Below are 15,642 nucleotides of genomic sequence, written 5' to 3'. Positions count from 1 at the left end.
GCGACTGGGTCAGAAGTCGGGGCAGAGCTGCTTGTGCGTCACGGTCAGGATCTTCTTGGCCGTGGCGAGACCGTGCCCTTCAGGGTGGGTGGGGCTGGACCAGCGCTTGTTGGTCTGGTCGGCCTGCTTGGTCTCGTCGCTGGGGAACCGCTTGATGAGGCCGCAGGTGTCCATGCCGCGGCTGACGGCCTTGTCCGTCTTGCCGTGGGCGATGTCTGTGTCGATGGCGTCGAGCGCCTTGACGTACGCCGCTGCCGCTGCGTCGTCGGGCCGGGGCGGCAGGCCGGCAGCCTTGAGCGCTGCGTCGCGGTCGGCCTGGCTGAGTGTGCTGGGGCTTGCTTCCGGCTTGGCGTCGTCGTCGCTGCTGCCGCATGCGGTGAGCGTGGCGAGGAGCAGGCCGGTCGCGATGGCGGCGGTGGTGATGCGGGTGCGCATGGTCCCCCCTGGGACTGAGTGGTGAGGGGGCCACGCTGCCACATGTGGGGGAAGAGTGAAGGTGCGTCGCTGTTCCGTGACACACGAAAACCCCCGGCGCTGGCCAGGGGTTCGATGTCCGGGCATGCCGAACGCCCCTTGAGTGTTACACCGGGTGATCAGCGGGTCAAGCTGCGTTTGCCGTGGTGGCGGTGGGCTGGAGTTCGTTCAGGTCGACGAGGGCTCGGCCGGCGCGGTCGTGGCCGTGGTGGGTGAGCTTGCCGCGGTGGAGCCAGACGCGGAGAGTTCCGGCCTTGATGCCGGTGGCGGTCTGGGCGGCGTAGATGTCGACGAGGATCGGCATGTGTCCAGTGTGGCTCATGGGTGAGGCCCCGCCCGGGGGGAATTTCGGGCGGGGCCTCGGTCCGAGTAGCTGCGGCAGCCAGCACGCATTCCATTCGGATTTGTGTACTGGTTCCCACGGTACGGCGGGGGTCTGACAACGGGCTACGGAGCAGTGGTGTAGCTACACCTACTCCTTGTCCCCGGCGGCTTTCTCGGCGTCCCGCTGCTGCTGGGACTCAGCGTTGCGACGCTGGAGCTCTTCGATGCTGATCGGGTCCATGGGGTCCTCCTAGTGGGTGGGAACGGGGTCTACAGCCCGCTCTACGCGGGGTCTACGGCCTCTTCTGCGGGCTGCTGACCTGCGTCTACAGCGTCAGAAGGGGTGTCTACGGGTGCGGGGGAGAGGAGCGCCTCGATGTCGGCGGACTTGATGCCGCTGCGGCCGGTCTTGTCCGCGCTGACGCGGACGCTGCGGTGAACGGTGATGCCGCACTGAACGAGGACGGCGCGCAGCCGGGCGTCGTCGAGGTGGGCCGCTGCGGGCCGGGCCTGGAGGGCGTCGTACACGTCCCGGACGAACACGGCGGGGTTGTCGGCGAGCAGCTGCTGCACGCCGAGGACGACCCGGCGGCGCAGCTCCTCTTCGGTTGGTGGGGTCGGTGGTACGGGGCGGCCGGCACGCCAGGCGCTGACCGCGTAGGCGCTGGCCGCGATGGTGAGGAGCTGCGGTTGCTGGTGCCCGGTGCGCCAGGCGAGTAGGGCGGCGGCAGAGAGCCCGGCGATACGGCGCGAGACGGCCGCGCCGCGGGCCGGGTGGTCGGTGGCAACGGTCCAGGCGCGGAGCCGGGCCCACTGGGCGAGGTGGCCGTGGGCAAGGCGCCGGGGGTGGATGCGGTGGGCGGCCCACCGGGGCCTCCCGTTCCCGAACTCGGGGACGGGAGGCAGTTCGATGGTGTCGGCCTCGGGCTCGGCCATGGTCAGGCGTTGCTGGCGAACTGGGCGATCATCTGCGCGAAGGTGCCGAACAGCTGGTTGACCATGGTGCCGATCTGGGTGCCGGACATGGAGAGGCCGAGGCCGAGGCAGACGAACCCGGGGGCGAGGTGGAGCTTCTTCGTCTTGTCGCCGTGCTTGAACATCCACCAGGCGATTCCGCTGAGCACGATGATCAAGAGGACGCTGATGGGGATGGATCCGCCGGCGCCCCCGGCGGCGGGGGGTGCGGCCATGGTGTGCGCGTGGGCGGTGTCGATGGCGGCGATGAGGCTGGTCTTCACGGTGTGGTCCTTCAGTACGAGACGCCGACGATGGCGGCGATGACGAGGAGCGCGCCCAGGACGGCGCGGGCGAGCAGGCGGTGCGCACGGCATCCGTCGGGCAGCAGCGTCAGGAGGACGGCAGCGCCGAGGATGCCGAACAGGCCGTAGTAGCCGAGGTCGTGGTAAGTCATGGCGCACCGCCGGTCTCCGTTGCGCCGGGGTAGTAGTCGGCGAACTGGTCGGCGTGCGCCAGGAGCTGCGCCGCGGTGGCGCGCAGCTCCGTCCACCAGCGCCGGGCCGTCTCGTCGTCGGTGATGGTGTGCGCCGGATCGGCGCCGAGGGCGGCCTGAGCTGCGGCGCTCAGCGCTGCGACAGCTGTCTCAACCTGCGCCACCCGGTACGCCAGGGCCTCCGCCCGCGTCTCGATCGGGGCGGCCAGGATGCGGGCCACGGTGTCCTTGCCCACGCCGACCTGCGCCGCGATGGCGCGGTTCGAGATACCTTCCTGCGCCATCTGGCGCACCTTCGCGCGCCGCTGCGCCAGGGTGAGTGCGCCAGTCATCGGCTTGCCCCCTCGTCTGCGTGGGGGTAGTTGGGCGGGTGCTCGGCAAGCTTCCGGCGGAGGTAGTCGACGTTCCACGCGATGTCGGCCGGGGCCTCGGCGAGGGCGCCGCGGGCGGTGCCGACGGCAAGGATGACCCGCCGGTCGAGGAGCGCGTAGAACTTGTCGAGGTCGCCGCCGGTCGCCGGGAACGGGATGTCGATCGCGTCGAGGACGGTGTCGAGGAGGGCGCGGAGGTCGTCGGTGTTGCTCATCCGGCGCTCACCCCCTGTGCGATGAGCCGGAGCGAGGCTGCGTACTCGCCGCGGGTGGTGCCGGGCCGGACGCGGGGGGCTGCGGCGAGGAGGTCCTGTTCGGCGTCGAACGCGGCCTCGGTCGGTCCGTGGAGCTGCTCGGCGAGGACGAGGGCGCGGGCGAGGCGGATCGGCTCGCTCATCTCGGCGTTGGGGCGGCGGGCGTCGAGGGTGTCGGCGAGGTGGCCGAGCAGGGTGATGGTGTCGTCGCTGAGGACGAGGGGCGTTGTCATCGGGCACCGCCAGCCAGGCGAATGGTGCCGGTGACGCCGACCGGGGTGGCTCGCACGGTGATGGTGCGGCCGCCGCAGCGGCGGGTGGTGCCGACGGCGATCAGGCGCCGCTCGGGCGGGGTGCTGCTCTGCGCAGCGGGCATGCGAAGATGCCGACGGTCCATGAGGAGGTTCCATCTCTCTCGTGGTCAAGTGCCGGAGCGTTGACCCGCTCCGGGGCGTTGGGGTCGGGCGACGCGCGCGCCTCGGGTGTTCCACCACCCGGGAGCTGTCGCCCGGCCCCGTTCTATTCGGTTGTCGGGCTGGGCCCGTTCTTCTTGATCGCCGCGTCAACGGCGTTCCAGCTCTTCCCGAGTTCCCTGGCCACGTCGGCCACGGTCCCGAGTTCGGCTACGCCGTCGAGCAGGGCGATCGCTCGACGTTTGGCGGATTCGGAGACGAGGATTTGCAGCTGTTCCACCAGCTGATCCTCCCCGCGGACCCGTTCCCGCCATGGGATCGCGTTCACGGGGAGACTCTATCTAACCCAGGCTTAGACGCGCAAGGGTTCTGCGGAATCGCGCGCCTTCTCGTCCTCGGTCATCCACGCCTTCAACTGGTGCCAGACGTACGGCGGGTAGCGGGTGTCGCACCACTCGCACCTCACTGCTTTCTCGCCGCGGGGAAGCCACAGCACGGCGCCGCACAGCGTTCCGGACGGGTCCATCGCCGGGCAGTTCCCGAGCCGCTCGCCACGGTCGACGGCGGGCTCCGGCGCGATGATCGAGCGGACGGACCGCGTCAGGTCGCGGATCTCTCCGGCGAATGTGCCGGCCTCGGGCCAGGACACGGAGATCCACGGCATGTTGTCGCGCAGTCCGGCCACGGCGGCCTTGAGCCTGGTCTCGACCGAGCCGACGGGGACCAGCCTGCGCATGCCGCGCTCCTGGCGGACGGCGGCGAGGTGGTCCTCGACGACACCGACCATGCCGCCGGGGCCGCGCAGGTCGAGGGTCTCCGTGCGCACCGGGAGCGGGGCGGGGCCGCCCTTCCCGCTGCGCCCCAGGGCCACGGCCGTGGACGGGGCGAGGAACGGCAGCAGCCCGTCGTACAGGTCGGGCAGGCACTCCAGCCGCACGACGGTGTTCTTGGTGCAGGCGAGGCAGAGGTATCCGCCGGCGCTGTCGTTCGTGTCGCAGAGCAGGCACGTGCCCATGTCGTTCTCCTTGCTGATCTGGCGGGTGTTGTGCGGGGTGCCCGGCCGGGTGGGGTCCGGCCGGGCGACGGGTCAGGCGGTGGGGCGGCGGGGTCCGGGGTGGTTGCGGCCGCAGCGGCAGACGGGCTTCCTTCGGCGGGCCCGGTCGGATCGGTGGTGGGTCCGGAGCCGGTACAGGACGGCGCTCAGCACGGCGCCTCCGTGGTGGTGGGCTGCTGCGCCTGGTCGAGGGCGTCGGTGATGCGGTCGGCGCGGACTTCGGCGTGGGGCCAGTCGCAGAGCGCGAGCTCGGCCCGCACGCGTTCGATGGCGGCCTCGGCCTGCTCGGCGCGCTGCTCCAACCCGGTGATGTGGGCGGTCGCTCGGACCTCGGCAACCTCGGCTCGGTCGCGCATGCGGGAGTGGGCAGCCTCGTAGAACTCGGCTGTCTGCGTGGCGTTGACGACCTCTTCCGTCAGCTCGGCCATGGCGTCGGCGAGCAGTGCCCCTTCGGCGGGAAGGAGCACGCCGCGGCGTGCCCGCTCGGCGAGGTGGAGCAGCTGCTCCCGGGTGGGGTCCTCGGTCACTGTGTCCTCCGTCGTGCTGTTCGCTGTGCTGCTCGTCGCGTGGCCCGGTTCGGGCGAGGCGCGGGGGCGGCGTCATCGACCAGCTGCTCGCCGGCCCATCCGACGGTCGTGGTCGCCCAGGTGACGCCAGGGCGGGGCGCGTGCTCGCCCCGGGGGCTGCTGCTCGGTCGGGTCACAGGTAGCTCCCGGTGGGGACGTCTTCGATGGGTCGGGGTTCGGGTGTGATGTCGTCGTCTTCGCAGGGGCAGATGCCGGCGTCGTCGTCGTAGGCGCAGTTGTTGGTCCAGAGGCAGGGCGGCGGGCTGCTCATCGCTGCGCCTCGGTCTCGGTGTCCGGCTGGTCGGCGGCGGGCTGCTCTTCGACGGCCTCGCGGGCGTGCCATCCCCGGGCGTCGCCGCAGGACGCGCACAGGCCGGGTGCGCGAGGCGTGTCCGGCACGAACCTGCCGCAAATCTCGGCCTCCGGTTGCCCGGTGCAGGTGTGCACCGTGGTGCCGAGCATGAATCGGTGGCCCGGGGCCAGGCAGTCAGCCCGGCCGCAGAACCGCGCGGGCTCGGGCTGCTGCGCCTCGTCGGCCAAGCGGCTCCCGCTGGCCATGAGACCGAGCTCCCACTCGACGGCCCGGGCGCCGCCCGCCCTGTCCAGTTGCGTCTGGGTGGTGCCGTCGCCCCAGAGCTTGGCGACGATCTCCCGCGCCTTCGCCTCGGCCTCCCGGAGCACGGCGGCCCGGTCGGCTCGCAGCTGGTCCCGCTCAGCCTCGGCTCGCTCGGCGCGCTTGCGCAGCGTCTCCGTGCGCCGGGTGAGCAGGGCCTTCGTGTGGGCGGTGACGCTGTCGGCGATGTCGGCCTGTCGCTCGGCCTCGGCGGTTGTGGGCTGCTGGTCGGTGGTGCCGAGGACCAACCGGGCCGGGGGCAGCCCGGCCGCCGCGGCGATCCCGGCCAGCACCTTCGGCAGGTCGCCGACCGGAACGTGTGCCGACTGCGGCTCGTCACTGCCCTCGATCGTGATCGACAGCGTGGCGGGCAGGTTGAACACCAGGTGGGCGGACAGGTGGAAGTCGTCCTCGTCGACGTACCGGAACGGTGCGGGCGTGGTGGGTGTGGTGTCGGGCATCAGGGACTCCTCGGGTGCGGGTGGAAGGATGGGAAGGCGCCCCGGCCGGATAGCCGCCGGCCGGGGCGTACTGCTGGTCACGGGGTGAGGGCGAGCTGCTGTGCGGCCGGTTCGCGGGCCCGCACCAGGAACTGCTCGCCGATGTACTGCGCGTAGGCGGGCGGGATCGCCTCGGCCAGCTCCTTGCGCACGTCGGTCCAGTGGATGCCCATGGCGTCCTGCCACTCGCGGACTGTCCCCTTGCCCCCGCCGTCGCCATACACGGCGACGTACGGGCCGTCGAAGTACTGGCCGTGGCGCCAACCGCGGACGCGGCCTCGGTGCGGGATGTGGGCGGGCTGAGGGGCCTCCCAGAAACCCAGCTCGAAGTCCCGGTGACGGATCACGCCGAGCCCGAACTGCTCGCCGCACAGCGTCAGGTCCTTGCGGATCTTCGCCTTGCCGATGGGCTGCTCAATCACGTACGGGACACCGATGTGGTCCAGCGCTCTCCTGGTCGGCCCCACCAAGTCGATGTGGTCGCTGCCGGCGCCCCACTTGCGCGACCGGTTGGTGCCCACGGTCAGGGAGCACTCGCTCTGGCACGGTGGGCTGGCGTGGATGAAGTCGTAGTCGCGGCCGTGGGCCAGCAGGCACTGGATCGCGTCGTCCAGCGTGAACGGGAACGGGTAGCGCGGGCGGTGGACGATGTCCACGCCGCGGGCCACTTCCAGTCCAGCGGCGTTGTAGCCCCATGCCGCGCCGCCGGAGCAGGAGTACAGGTCGAGTACACGCACGGCGGGGGGTGAGCTGACGGTCAGGTCGGTCACGGTGTGCTCCAGGTCGAGTTGCCCAGGGATGGGGTCGGGTGGCGGGGTGTCGAGGAGGGCACGGGCCACGGCGGCGGTCACGCGGCAACCAGCGAGGTAGCGGAGAGCCGGGCGAGCACGCCGTTCACTCGGTGCACGGCCTGGAGGTCACCGACCTCACCAGCCGTGGCGCCCTGCTGGACAGGGATTCCGCGGCTCCGGCAGTAGCCGATCTGCCGAGACGTCGCGGGCTGGTTCCGCCATCTCGCGTCCTTCGCGACGAAGTGCGCCGGGGCGAGCGCGCGCCCCGCCCGCTCGGCCCACTGCATGGCGTCCGGCAGCGGCATCGACGGGTCCGGGTTCGGCGGCCGTGAGCCCTCACCGGCGTCCCACCGCCGTACCCGGTACGTTCGGCCGCCGGGGTCACGGACCAGGAAGAGGAAGAGGTCCTGGCGGAGCGGGATGAACCACGTGCCAGCCTCGGTGCGGAGCCACTGCGTACTCGACTGGCCGAAGAGGTTGAACTCCTCCATGTGCAGCTGCTGCACAACCAGGCGCCGGGCCTCTTCCACGCGGTACTCCTCGACGACCTCGCGCAGCGGCCGGTCCTCGGGAACCTCGTCGATCTCCTGGGTGGTCAAGTCGACGATGCTGGCCAGCTTGTGGCGGGTCGAGGCGCCGACCACGTCGAGCACCAGGGCGTCCCGCTTCCCGTCGTGCAGGCGCAGACCGCGGCCCACCATCTGGCAGTACAGCCCGGGGGACTTGGTGGGGCGGGCGACGACAACGCACGACGTCCACGGGGCGTCGAACCCTTCGGTGAGCACCATGCAGTTGGTGAGGACCTGCACGGCCCCAGACCGGTACCGGGCAAGCTCCTGCGCGCGCTGGTCGCGCGGCATGTCGCCCCAGATCGGGGCCGAGGAGATCCCGGCGGCAGCGAACGCGGCCGCCATGGACCGGGCGGTCGCCACCGTCGGGGTGAACACCACGCCCGGCCTGTCAGCGGCGTGCTGGGTGTACGCGGCCGCGATGGTGGCGGCCGCGCCGGAGTCGTCGAGCGCCTGGCCCAACTGCCCGTCCGCCAGGTCGCCGTTGCGGGTCTTCACCGCGTCGAGGTCGAGGCCGGCCACGGTCACGCGGCGCCCGCGGACGTCGCAGAGAAAGCCGTCGCCGATCATCTCCAGGATGTCGAGGCTGAAAACGACGTCTTGCCACACCTCGGCCAGGCCGCCGTCGGTGCGCGTCATCGTCGCGGTGAACCCGGCGACCGGCGTGCCGTCCCAGGCCCCGAAGTGCTCCAGCACCTTGCGGTACGTGGCAGCGGCTGCGTGGTGGCACTCGTCGACGATGACCAGCCCGATGTCCTGGATCTGCTCGCGGCGCCGCTTCACCGCCAGCGTCTGAACGGACGCCACGATCACATCCATCACGCGGTGGTGGTTGCGCTCGGCCTTGACGATGCCGACGCGCAGGTCCGGGCACACGGCGCGGATCTTCGCGGCGGCCTGCTCGATGAGCTCCTCCCTGTGGGCGATGACCAACGCCCGCTTGCGACCTAGCTGCTGGCGCATCTGGGCGATGAGGTTGGCGAACACCACGGTCTTGCCGGCACCGGTCGGCAGGACGACCGCCAGGCGGTTCGACGGGCCAGCCCATCCGGCGGTGAGTGCCTGGATGGCGGCGGTCTGGTAGGGGCGGGGGCGGAAGGTCTCGGGCACGGTCGTCGTCACCTCGTTGTGGGTGCTGGGGCTTTGCAGGGAGTGCAGGGAGCCGCAGGGAGTGGTGCAGGGACCTGCGGAGCGCTCTTGCGGCGCTCTGGTCTGCGGTTTTGCAGGGACGCAGGGACTTGCAGGGAGATATCCGTAAGCCAGTGCATTAGTGGAGCTGGAGAACGTCGCACCACATGCAGATGAATGTGTGTTGTGTGATGTGTGTGTGATGCGCGTGGTGTTAGGGGGCTGGGGCCAAGTCCCTGCAAGTCCCTGCCTCCCGGCAGAGGTGCAGGCCAGGGGCCGTGCAGGGAGCTGGCTGGCTCCCTGCACGGGTCCCTGCAAGGTCCCTGCGGTCCCTGCATCGCGCGGGGTCGTCACTGCTCGGCCTCGGGGCGCTGGTGTGCTTCGACGCGCCACTGGTTCGAGCAGCGGTGGGAGTCCCACACGCGGACGATGCGGAGGTTGCCGAAGAAGCGGCCGTCCCGCGCTTTAAGCCAGGCGCCCAGAGCGTTCGCGCTCGGCAGTTCGCCGGTCTTCGGGTGGCGCGGCGCGTGCTCGGCGAGCGTGCTGCCAGCGGCCCCGGCGGTGATCGTCTCCCCGCCGAACCGCTCGTGCCAGGCGATGAGGAAGGCGGCCCACTCCGCGGTCTCGCTGTCCTGCTTCATGGCGTCGGCCCGGTCGGTCATCCACCCGGAGACGCCGAGGAAGTCGAGCAGGCCGGCAATCATCGACGCCCACTCGGAGTAGTCGCCCTTGCGGGTGCGGATGGTGGGGGCTCCGGCGGCGACCCAGGCACGGACCATGGTGACCAGGGCGGCGACGACGGTGGACGCGTTGGCGCGGAGCCAGGGGCGCAGGTCGCCGACCCTGAAGTTGTCGCGCTGGTCGGGGTCGGGGACGTCGGGGTCGAGGCGCACCCACATGGCGCGGCGGGCGTTGTCGCCGCCGGTTTGCAGGCCGTTGCCGGTGAGGATCCACAGCCGGTCGTTCGGCATGGTGACGGAGGCGCTGGCGCCAAGGACGCGGTCGCCCCACGTCTCGGCGGTGAGCAGCGCGGACAGTACGGGGCTTTTTACGGTGTAGCCGTTGGGCAGGTTGTCGAGGACGATGACGGGCTGGCCGGTGGTGTACAGCTGCGTCGTGATGCTCTTGCGGAGCTCGGTGTCGTTCTCCGGCCACGGCGTGTCCGAGCTGCCGTAGGCGTACTTGAAGATGTCCTTCAGCAGCGTCTTCCCTGACCCGGCCGAGGTGGACGAGATGATGAACATCGGGGTGGCCCCGTGGAAGTACGGGCGCAGGATCGGTGTCAGCAGCGCGCCGAGGTAGTGAGCCCCGTCGGACGGCTGCACCCACGGGAAGTCGGCCAGCATTTTGTGCAGGACGATGTCCTTGGCCTTGGCCAGCGAGTCCGCGGTGACCTCGGCCCTCAACCGTCGGAGCGCGACGCGGGGGTGGAGGTAGAGGCCGGTCTCGCGGTCGTACCCGGGGGCCTGGAGCAGGGATCCGTCGGGGCGGATCACGGGGGAGGTGACGATGCCGCGCAGGGTCGGCAGCGGCCAGTCCTTCCGGCCGAGGAGCGTCCCGCACGTCTTGGGCATGAGGAGCTCTCGCTCCTCCGTCTCGATCTCCGTCTTCGGGTCGACGCGCACGGTGTAGCTGGTCAGGTGGTCGGCCAGGTAGGCGCGCAGGTTGTCCGTGCCGAGCGCCTTGACCTCGGGGTTCCCGCTGTCGTCGTGGTGGACCCAGCACGGCCCGCCGGACCGCTTGTAGAGGTCGGGCAGTTGGTCGGTCCGCATGAGATCGAGGACCCCGTCGATAGCGTCGACCTCGTTTGTGATGTCGAGGTCCGGCCGCACGGCCGGGACGACCTGGAGGTCCGGCTGGGTGTGCCCGGGGGCCTGCTCGGCCGCAGTGTCGTGATCGAGCGCGGCGGACCCGTCACTGAATGGGCCGCTCGGCGCCGGGGCGGCTGCCAGCCGGCGCCGAGCGGGTTCGGAACCGAAGCCGCGGCGGCGCAGCTCGGCGGCCGCGGCCTTGAAGTTGCCGCCGTGGTGCAGGTGCGCGTAGGCCCCGAACTTCGAGTAGGGCACCTCGGGCAGGAAATCGGAGCTGGTGGTGAAGACGAACAGCCGGTCCGCGTCGGCGGCGCGGCCGGTGGTGGCCTTCACCCCGCCCTGCCCGTCGGCCCAGCCCCAATAGGTGGTGGTGCCCCGGGTGATGACTGGGCGGAAGAGGCCGTGCAGGATCTCTTCCCAGTCGGCGCGGCGCTCGTAGTCCTCGCCGGGGCGGAGGCCACCGTCGGGCAGGGGAGGCATGGGTCGCGGCGTCGCCTTGGCCACCTCGGGCTTCGGCAGCTTGTCAACCATCCGGCACACCTCGTGGATGGCGTCGAGGACGTCTGCCGCGATGGTGGGGATGGTGGCGGGCCCGCCCGCGATGCGCAGGTACGGGCGGCCGGTGGCGTGCACGGTGCCGCAGCTCGGTTCGACGAGCCCGTATCCGCCCTCGCCCCGCGTCTCGATCTGCACACGGACGATGCGGGAGTTGGGCTTTTCCGCCAGGCGCTGCTTCTCCTCCGGGGTGTACTCCTCCGGCCAGGCGAGCCTGGACGCCAGCTTGATGTTGCCGCTGACAGGCGCGCCGTCGGGACGGACACGGAAGTGCCGGCCGCCGGACGGGGACTCGCTCGCCCAGCCGGTGAGGATGGCCTGCCATTCCTCGCCCAGGCCGGACGCTCCCATGATTTCGGTGACGTCGTCGAGGAGGCCGTCGGCGATGGCGGTCCCTTCGAACTCGATCATCTCGACGTTGCCGGACACCGCGCCGTAGACGACGGCGATGCCCGCCGTGCTGTCCGCCGGGAACCAGGCGTCGTGCTCGGCCACGCTGGAGCGCGTCACCTTGTACGGGGTCCAGGAGCGAACTGCCGGCGCCTTGGTGCCGTCGGCCTTGATGGTGAGTACGCACAGCCCGGCGTCGTCGTACTCGCGGGCGGAGGCCCGCATGTCGGGGTTCTGCACGTCGGTCACAGGTGGGTCTCCTGGCGTGAGGGGCAGACTGCGCGGTGGGCGTCGGCCGCGGTCTCGACGAAGGCGGCTACGGCGGCGGCGCCGGTGACGACATGGCTGCGGTAGTTGCAGGGGACGCACTCGTAGCGAGCGCGCGGGGGGCGCTGTTCTTCTTCGGGGCCCCGGTCGACGCCGAAGTCGACGAAGAGCGCGGCGACGACTTCAAGCTGGGGGGCCGGGGCCCGGCGGCCGGGGGTGTTGCCCCCGGCCGCCGTGGTGCGAGTCATCAGACAGCCACCGCCTGCGTGACGGGGGTGGCGTTGTGCTCGCGGCTGTAGCGGTACTGGGGCGTCCGAGCGTGGGGGTTCTCGCGCCAGTCGATCGGGCCGTGGCACTTCCGGTACGGGTCGTGGAACCACTCGCGGCGCATGGCCTGTCGGCCGCAGCCGGGGCACGCGATGACCGGGCCGATCGGGGCGCCGGTCAGGCTGTCTCGCTGGTAGCGGTCGGCGCGGCGGATCTCGAACCCGCCGTCGATCGCCTGCTCGCCGTCCAGGTCGGGGTACTCACCGCTGTCGGCCCAGTACGCGAGGGCTTCGTCTTCGGTTTCACCCGGCGCCTTGATGACGTAGACGCTGGTGACCTCAACGACGATCGGCCACTGCCGCTCGTCCAGGTCCCAGATGCCGCGCTTGCGGGCGGCCGCCTCGATCAGATCGGCGATCTCCGGGTCCAGACCGTCAGTCGCCTCGGGGCGAGGGAACCTCTCCCCGAAGTAGTCGTGATCCCCGGGGTGGCCCAGCTCCAGCGGGCAGTCGCGGTAGGAGTAGTCCTCACCGGGGCGAGACAGCGGCTCGTCGCACCTCATGCGGCACCGCCAACGGACTGCGTGGTGTCAGTGGTCTCTCGTACAGTGGTCATCGAGCGCTTCCGTTCTGCTTCGCGGCTGTATCTGTGTTGCGTTCGCTCGATGCCGTCAGGGCTGGACCCCTGGCGGCATCGCTGTTTTCCAGGCCGAGGAAGGCCAGGAGGTCGACCCGGCGGACGCGGAGAGCGCGGCCGATGGGGACGACGGTCAGCGGGAACTCCTGCTGGCGGATGAGCTTGTAGCCGAGGTCACGGCCGATCCCGAGCGCGGCGAACGCCTGCTCGGCGGTCGTCATCGCGGGGAGGGCGAGCACTTCGGCTTCCGTCAGTGCGGTGGCGGTCTTGGCGCTCATGCCGGCACCGCCATGGGTGCGGTGGTGTCGACGAAGACGCGTCCGGCCCGCTCGCACGGGACGAAGACGACCATCAGGTCCACGCCGATCGCGGCGGCGATTCGCTGGGCCTTGTCGCGGGAGATGAACCGCTGGTCCCCGTTGAGCAGCGCGCCGACGGTCCCGTGGGGGAGCCCCGCGACGCTGGCCAGGTCACGAGTGGTCAGCCGCGCTCCGGTGCCGGTCCTCTTCATGAGGCGGGCCAGGAGGTCGCGGTCGTAGATGCGGCACATGGGTGCCTCGCTCATGTTCACCTCGCTGAGTGGTCCGTTCATTTTTCTGAACGGTGCGAGGAGCATTGCACGATCTGAACACTCTGTCCAGATAGTTGAAGATGGGGCGCGTCGCGCCCCCAGTGCGCCCTGAAAGTGCTCTAGCGCTTCCGTGTCATTGCCTGAACAATCCGTTCAGGTCGCGCAATGTCGCACGCCTGCGACATGGTGAGATAAGCCAGCACTCAAGTGATCACCCTGAACAGCCATGCACCTGGAGTGACAGGATGAGCGTCATGATCGAGAACGAGGCCGAGGTCGAGACGACGGAGTTCGCCGACCTGATTCGCGGCCGCCGTGCGGAACTCGGGCTCTCGCTCGCGCAGTTCCAAGAGCGCAGCATCGACCCCCGCACCGGGACTCAGGTGAAATCGGGGTGGGTCTACCGCTTGGAGAGCGGAGAATCGGTTATCCCGCCAAGGCTGCCCCAGCTCAGGGCGTTGGCCGCAGCGGTAAACCTCCCGCTGAGTCAGCTGCAGGACGCAGCCTCCGCGCAGTTCTTCGGGATCGAGCGGGTGTGGGCGGAGAGTGGCGAAGCGTCGGCCCTCGTAAGGCGTGCCGGCAGGTTGACTCAGGACCAGCGCGAGCAACTCCTGCGGCTCATCGACGCGTTCGCGCCACCAGGCCAGGAAGACGACTGACCGCCGCCCTTGACCTGAACGTTACCTACGGTGATGCCCCCCGAAAGGGTGTAGGCACCAACCCTTCGTAGTGACATGATGTCGGCATGTGACGGAGCGCACCTAAAGCGGAGTGGAACGCTCCAAGATTCGAACGTATGAGCGAGCGGGGGCGACGATGAACAGTGCATCGACGACGCAGTCCACTGTGAGGTATGCCACGAGCCCGAATCTCCCCGCAGGGCACGGCGTAGTAGTGGTCCAGACGCCCAACGGACCCGTAATGGTTGTACGCCAGGGCAGAATTACGGCAGACCTCGTCGAGGAGATCGTCGAGATGTGGGACGCGCTGACCGCGTGCGGCGTGGTGGAGCAGCCCGAGAAGGAGTGACCTATGGCGACCTCCCGCCGAGCCGGTGGCATCAGTAAGCGGTGTGAATGCCGCGGCCCCGATGGTCGCCTGCTCGGCACGGCATGCCCGAAGCTGCCGAAGAAGGCGCACGGCGCCCACGCTGTCCGGCAGGAACTGCCCCCCACCGCCGACGGCAAGAGACGCACGTTCAGGCGCACCGGGTACGCCATGGTGAAGGACGCCCAGAAGGATCTGACTCGGCTCGGCGCCATCCTCGACCTGGTCGAAGACGACGTGGACGGCGCGGTGCGCGTGGGCGACCTGCTCGCCTCCGTGATGCGCGAGCGCGCTCCCATCCCCGAGGCGGCCGAGGTCCGGCGGCGCCTCGGCGTAGGCGTGGACCTGGACGGCAAGATGACGATGAGCCAGCTGTTCGAATCCTGGCTCGGATCGAAGAAGACACGGCAGACGACGACCAACGGCTACCGCTCGCACATCCGCGTCCACCTCGACCCCGGCGTCGGCCACTACCGCGTCGACCGATTCGGTGTCGGCCAGGCGCAGCAGCTGTTCGACGAGATTGCCGACCGGGCCGACGTCATTCGTGCAGAGAACGCCGCGCGCCGCGAGCAGGTAGAGCGGGCGAAGTGGGCGAAGGGCGGGCGGCCGCCGGCCGCCGAGCGTGAGCGCCTGGCGGAGGAGCGCGCGAAGCTTGCCAAGATGCCGCCGTTCCGAAAGGCCACGGGGCCGGCCACAGTGCAGAGCATCCGCCGCACGCTGCGAATCGCCCTGAACTACGCGATCTCCAAGCAGGTCACGACGTTCAACGCGGCCAAGCACGTCGAGCTCCAGCCCGCCGCCCGGCCCAAGGGGATGCTCTGGACGGACGAGCGAGTCGCACGGTGGCGGGAGACCGGGAAGCGGCCGAGCCCCGTCATGGTGTGGACCCCGGCACAGCTTGGCCAGTTCCTCGACGCGGCCGAGGGGCACCAGTTCTACCCGTTCTTCCATCTCGTGGCGTACCACGGGTTCCGTCGCGGCGAGGCTGCCGGCCAGGACTGGGAGAACATCTCGTTCGAGCGCCGCACGGTGACCGTGGCCAAGGAGCTGGTGGTCGACGGGTGGACTGCGATCGAGACAGACCCGAAGACAGCCGGGTCGGCTGGCACCGTCAAGGTCGACGCCGGAACCGTCGAGGTGCTGCTCGCGCACAAGGAGCGCCAGGAGCAGGAGCGCGCCGCACGGCTTGCGGCCGAGAAGTCGTGGACCGACACGGGCAAGGTGTTCGCGAAGGAGGACGGTTCGTGGGTGCACCCCGAAACGTTCTCCGACACCTTTCGGGAGATCCTCGCCTCCACTGAGCTGCCACCCATCAACCTGCGCGACCTTCGGCACGGCGCGGCGGCCCTGGTGAAGGCCGGCGGCGGCGACCTGCACGACGCGAAGGTGAAGCTGCGGCACTCCACGATCGTGCTGACCAGCGATACGTACATGGAGCTGTTCGAGGAGTACGAGGACGAGCTGACCGAGCGCGCGGCCGCCGTTGTACCGCGGGCCAGGAAGGCGGCCGAGCAGCCCCCGGTGAAGGCGCCGGAGGAGTAGTCTGGTTATGGAACGAGCGAGGCTCCGTCACCGCAGGTGGCGGGGC

The 15,642-nt window shown here is 70.4% G+C and carries 23 protein-coding genes; 2 read left to right on the top strand and 21 right to left on the bottom strand.

The features are described from left to right. Positions 1 to 9: 9 nt before the first annotated feature. From OG959_RS17780 to OG959_RS17680, 21 genes are all read right to left on the bottom strand, one after another. Complete coding sequence (locus OG959_RS17780) at positions 10 to 435, bottom strand: hypothetical protein (protein ID WP_326659598.1); 426 nt, start codon at positions 433 to 435, stop codon at positions 10 to 12. Positions 436 to 601: 166 nt separating this feature from the next. Continuing rightward, positions 602 to 778, bottom strand: coding sequence for a hypothetical protein (locus tag OG959_RS17775; RefSeq protein WP_326659596.1), 177 nt, complete (start codon positions 776 to 778; stop codon positions 602 to 604). Between the two features lie 302 nt (positions 779 to 1,080). Next, a complete protein-coding gene (locus OG959_RS17770) occupies positions 1,081 to 1,734 on the bottom strand; it encodes a hypothetical protein (RefSeq protein ID WP_326659594.1) in 654 nt (217 codons plus the stop codon). A gap of 2 nt (positions 1,735 to 1,736) precedes the next feature. Continuing rightward, positions 1,737 to 2,036, bottom strand: a complete 300-nt coding sequence (locus OG959_RS17765; protein ID WP_326659592.1) for a hypothetical protein — start codon at positions 2,034 to 2,036, stop codon at positions 1,737 to 1,739. Between the two features lie 11 nt (positions 2,037 to 2,047). Beyond that, positions 2,048 to 2,209 (bottom strand): hypothetical protein, encoded by a 162-nt coding sequence (locus tag OG959_RS17760; protein ID WP_326659590.1) that lies wholly within the window; start codon positions 2,207 to 2,209, stop codon positions 2,048 to 2,050. Continuing rightward, positions 2,206 to 2,580, bottom strand: a complete 375-nt coding sequence (locus OG959_RS17755) for a helix-turn-helix domain-containing protein (RefSeq protein WP_326659588.1) — start codon at positions 2,578 to 2,580, stop codon at positions 2,206 to 2,208. The genes OG959_RS17760 and OG959_RS17755 overlap by 4 nt, the downstream gene beginning before the upstream one ends. Next, entirely contained in the window at positions 2,577 to 2,834 is a 258-nt protein-coding gene (locus tag OG959_RS17750) for a hypothetical protein (protein WP_326659586.1), read from the bottom strand. Before OG959_RS17750 ends, OG959_RS17755 begins: the two co-directional genes overlap by 4 nt. After that, the gene (locus OG959_RS17745; RefSeq protein ID WP_326659584.1) at positions 2,831 to 3,106 is read right to left on the bottom strand and encodes a hypothetical protein; all 276 of its coding nucleotides are present in this window, start codon (positions 3,104 to 3,106) and stop codon (positions 2,831 to 2,833) included. The genes OG959_RS17750 and OG959_RS17745 overlap by 4 nt, the downstream gene beginning before the upstream one ends. Then, entirely contained in the window at positions 3,103 to 3,270 is a 168-nt protein-coding gene (locus OG959_RS17740; RefSeq protein ID WP_326659582.1) for a hypothetical protein, read from the bottom strand. Before OG959_RS17740 ends, OG959_RS17745 begins: the two co-directional genes overlap by 4 nt. Positions 3,271 to 3,392: 122 nt before the next feature. Further along, entirely contained in the window at positions 3,393 to 3,614 is a 222-nt protein-coding gene (locus OG959_RS17735; RefSeq protein WP_326659580.1) for a hypothetical protein, read from the bottom strand. Between the two features lie 24 nt (positions 3,615 to 3,638). Further along, a complete protein-coding gene (locus OG959_RS17730; RefSeq protein ID WP_326659579.1) occupies positions 3,639 to 4,301 on the bottom strand; it encodes a hypothetical protein in 663 nt (220 codons plus the stop codon). A gap of 185 nt (positions 4,302 to 4,486) precedes the next feature. Beyond that, positions 4,487 to 4,867 (bottom strand): hypothetical protein, encoded by a 381-nt coding sequence (locus OG959_RS17725; RefSeq protein ID WP_326659577.1) that lies wholly within the window; start codon positions 4,865 to 4,867, stop codon positions 4,487 to 4,489. Between the two features lie 172 nt (positions 4,868 to 5,039). Then, positions 5,040 to 5,177, bottom strand: a complete 138-nt coding sequence (locus OG959_RS17720) for a hypothetical protein (RefSeq protein WP_326659575.1) — start codon at positions 5,175 to 5,177, stop codon at positions 5,040 to 5,042. After that, entirely contained in the window at positions 5,174 to 5,980 is an 807-nt protein-coding gene (locus OG959_RS17715; RefSeq protein ID WP_326659573.1) for a hypothetical protein, read from the bottom strand. The genes OG959_RS17720 and OG959_RS17715 overlap by 4 nt, the downstream gene beginning before the upstream one ends. A gap of 77 nt (positions 5,981 to 6,057) precedes the next feature. Next, positions 6,058 to 6,780: a DNA methylase gene (locus OG959_RS17710; RefSeq protein WP_442805749.1), complete on the bottom strand. Its 723-nt coding sequence runs from the start codon at positions 6,778 to 6,780 to the stop codon at positions 6,058 to 6,060. Positions 6,781 to 6,866: 86 nt separating this feature from the next. Then, a complete protein-coding gene (locus tag OG959_RS17705) occupies positions 6,867 to 8,501 on the bottom strand; it encodes a DEAD/DEAH box helicase (RefSeq protein WP_326659570.1) in 1,635 nt (544 codons plus the stop codon). 356 nt (positions 8,502 to 8,857) lie between these two features. Next, a complete protein-coding gene (locus OG959_RS17700; protein ID WP_326659568.1) occupies positions 8,858 to 11,512 on the bottom strand; it encodes a bifunctional DNA primase/polymerase in 2,655 nt (884 codons plus the stop codon). After that, complete coding sequence (locus tag OG959_RS17695) at positions 11,509 to 11,778, bottom strand: hypothetical protein (protein ID WP_326659566.1); 270 nt, start codon at positions 11,776 to 11,778, stop codon at positions 11,509 to 11,511. Before OG959_RS17695 ends, OG959_RS17700 begins: the two co-directional genes overlap by 4 nt. After that, complete coding sequence (locus tag OG959_RS17690) at positions 11,778 to 12,359, bottom strand: hypothetical protein (RefSeq protein ID WP_326659564.1); 582 nt, start codon at positions 12,357 to 12,359, stop codon at positions 11,778 to 11,780. Before OG959_RS17690 ends, OG959_RS17695 begins: the two co-directional genes overlap by 1 nt. Before the next feature lie 49 nt (positions 12,360 to 12,408). After that, entirely contained in the window at positions 12,409 to 12,711 is a 303-nt protein-coding gene (locus tag OG959_RS17685; RefSeq protein WP_326659562.1) for a DNA-binding protein, read from the bottom strand. Then, positions 12,708 to 13,025: a helix-turn-helix domain-containing protein gene (locus tag OG959_RS17680; RefSeq protein WP_326659560.1), complete on the bottom strand. Its 318-nt coding sequence runs from the start codon at positions 13,023 to 13,025 to the stop codon at positions 12,708 to 12,710. Before OG959_RS17680 ends, OG959_RS17685 begins: the two co-directional genes overlap by 4 nt. A gap of 233 nt (positions 13,026 to 13,258) precedes the next feature. Between OG959_RS17680 and OG959_RS17675 the strand changes: the two genes are divergently transcribed. Together OG959_RS17675 and OG959_RS17670 are read left to right on the top strand one after the other, a co-directional pair. Then, positions 13,259 to 13,663 carry a helix-turn-helix transcriptional regulator gene (locus OG959_RS17675; RefSeq protein WP_326659558.1) on the top strand — a complete coding sequence of 135 codons (405 nt, stop codon included), beginning with the start codon at positions 13,259 to 13,261 and terminating at the stop codon, positions 13,661 to 13,663. Between the two features lie 373 nt (positions 13,664 to 14,036). After that, a complete protein-coding gene (locus tag OG959_RS17670) occupies positions 14,037 to 15,596 on the top strand; it encodes a site-specific integrase (protein WP_326659556.1) in 1,560 nt (519 codons plus the stop codon). Positions 15,597 to 15,642 lie beyond the last annotated feature (46 nt).

This window comes from Streptomyces sp. NBC_00385 (assembly GCF_035917155.1).
Classification (GTDB): domain Bacteria; phylum Actinomycetota; class Actinomycetes; order Streptomycetales; family Streptomycetaceae; genus Streptomyces; species Streptomyces poriferorum.
Note: the sequence above shows the minus strand (reverse complement) of the source record. Positions and strands in the feature narration are given on the sequence as shown.

Coding starts and splice junctions, on each gene's coding strand:
- OG959_RS17780 (WP_326659598.1), bottom strand. CDS start 435: ATGCGCACCCGCATCACCACCGCCGCCATCGCGACCGGCCTGCTCCTC.
- OG959_RS17775 (WP_326659596.1), bottom strand. CDS start 778: ATGCCGATCCTCGTCGACATCTACGCCGCCCAGACCGCCACCGGCATC.
- OG959_RS17770 (WP_326659594.1), bottom strand. CDS start 1,734: ATGGCCGAGCCCGAGGCCGACACCATCGAACTGCCTCCCGTCCCCGAG.
- OG959_RS17760 (WP_326659590.1), bottom strand. CDS start 2,209: ATGACTTACCACGACCTCGGCTACTACGGCCTGTTCGGCATCCTCGGC.
- OG959_RS17755 (WP_326659588.1), bottom strand. CDS start 2,580: ATGACTGGCGCACTCACCCTGGCGCAGCGGCGCGCGAAGGTGCGCCAG.
- OG959_RS17750 (WP_326659586.1), bottom strand. CDS start 2,834: ATGAGCAACACCGACGACCTCCGCGCCCTCCTCGACACCGTCCTCGAC.
- OG959_RS17745 (WP_326659584.1), bottom strand. CDS start 3,106: ATGACAACGCCCCTCGTCCTCAGCGACGACACCATCACCCTGCTCGGC.
- OG959_RS17740 (WP_326659582.1), bottom strand. CDS start 3,270: ATGGACCGTCGGCATCTTCGCATGCCCGCTGCGCAGAGCAGCACCCCG.
- OG959_RS17730 (WP_326659579.1), bottom strand. CDS start 4,301: ATGGGCACGTGCCTGCTCTGCGACACGAACGACAGCGCCGGCGGATAC.
- OG959_RS17720 (WP_326659575.1), bottom strand. CDS start 5,177: ATGAGCAGCCCGCCGCCCTGCCTCTGGACCAACAACTGCGCCTACGAC.
- OG959_RS17715 (WP_326659573.1), bottom strand. CDS start 5,980: ATGCCCGACACCACACCCACCACGCCCGCACCGTTCCGGTACGTCGAC.
- OG959_RS17695 (WP_326659566.1), bottom strand. CDS start 11,778: ATGACTCGCACCACGGCGGCCGGGGGCAACACCCCCGGCCGCCGGGCC.
- OG959_RS17690 (WP_326659564.1), bottom strand. CDS start 12,359: ATGAGGTGCGACGAGCCGCTGTCTCGCCCCGGTGAGGACTACTCCTAC.
- OG959_RS17685 (WP_326659562.1), bottom strand. CDS start 12,711: ATGAGCGCCAAGACCGCCACCGCACTGACGGAAGCCGAAGTGCTCGCC.
- OG959_RS17680 (WP_326659560.1), bottom strand. CDS start 13,025: ATGAACGGACCACTCAGCGAGGTGAACATGAGCGAGGCACCCATGTGC.
- OG959_RS17675 (WP_326659558.1), top strand. CDS start 13,259: ATGATCGAGAACGAGGCCGAGGTCGAGACGACGGAGTTCGCCGACCTG.
- OG959_RS17670 (WP_326659556.1), top strand. CDS start 14,037: ATGGCGACCTCCCGCCGAGCCGGTGGCATCAGTAAGCGGTGTGAATGC.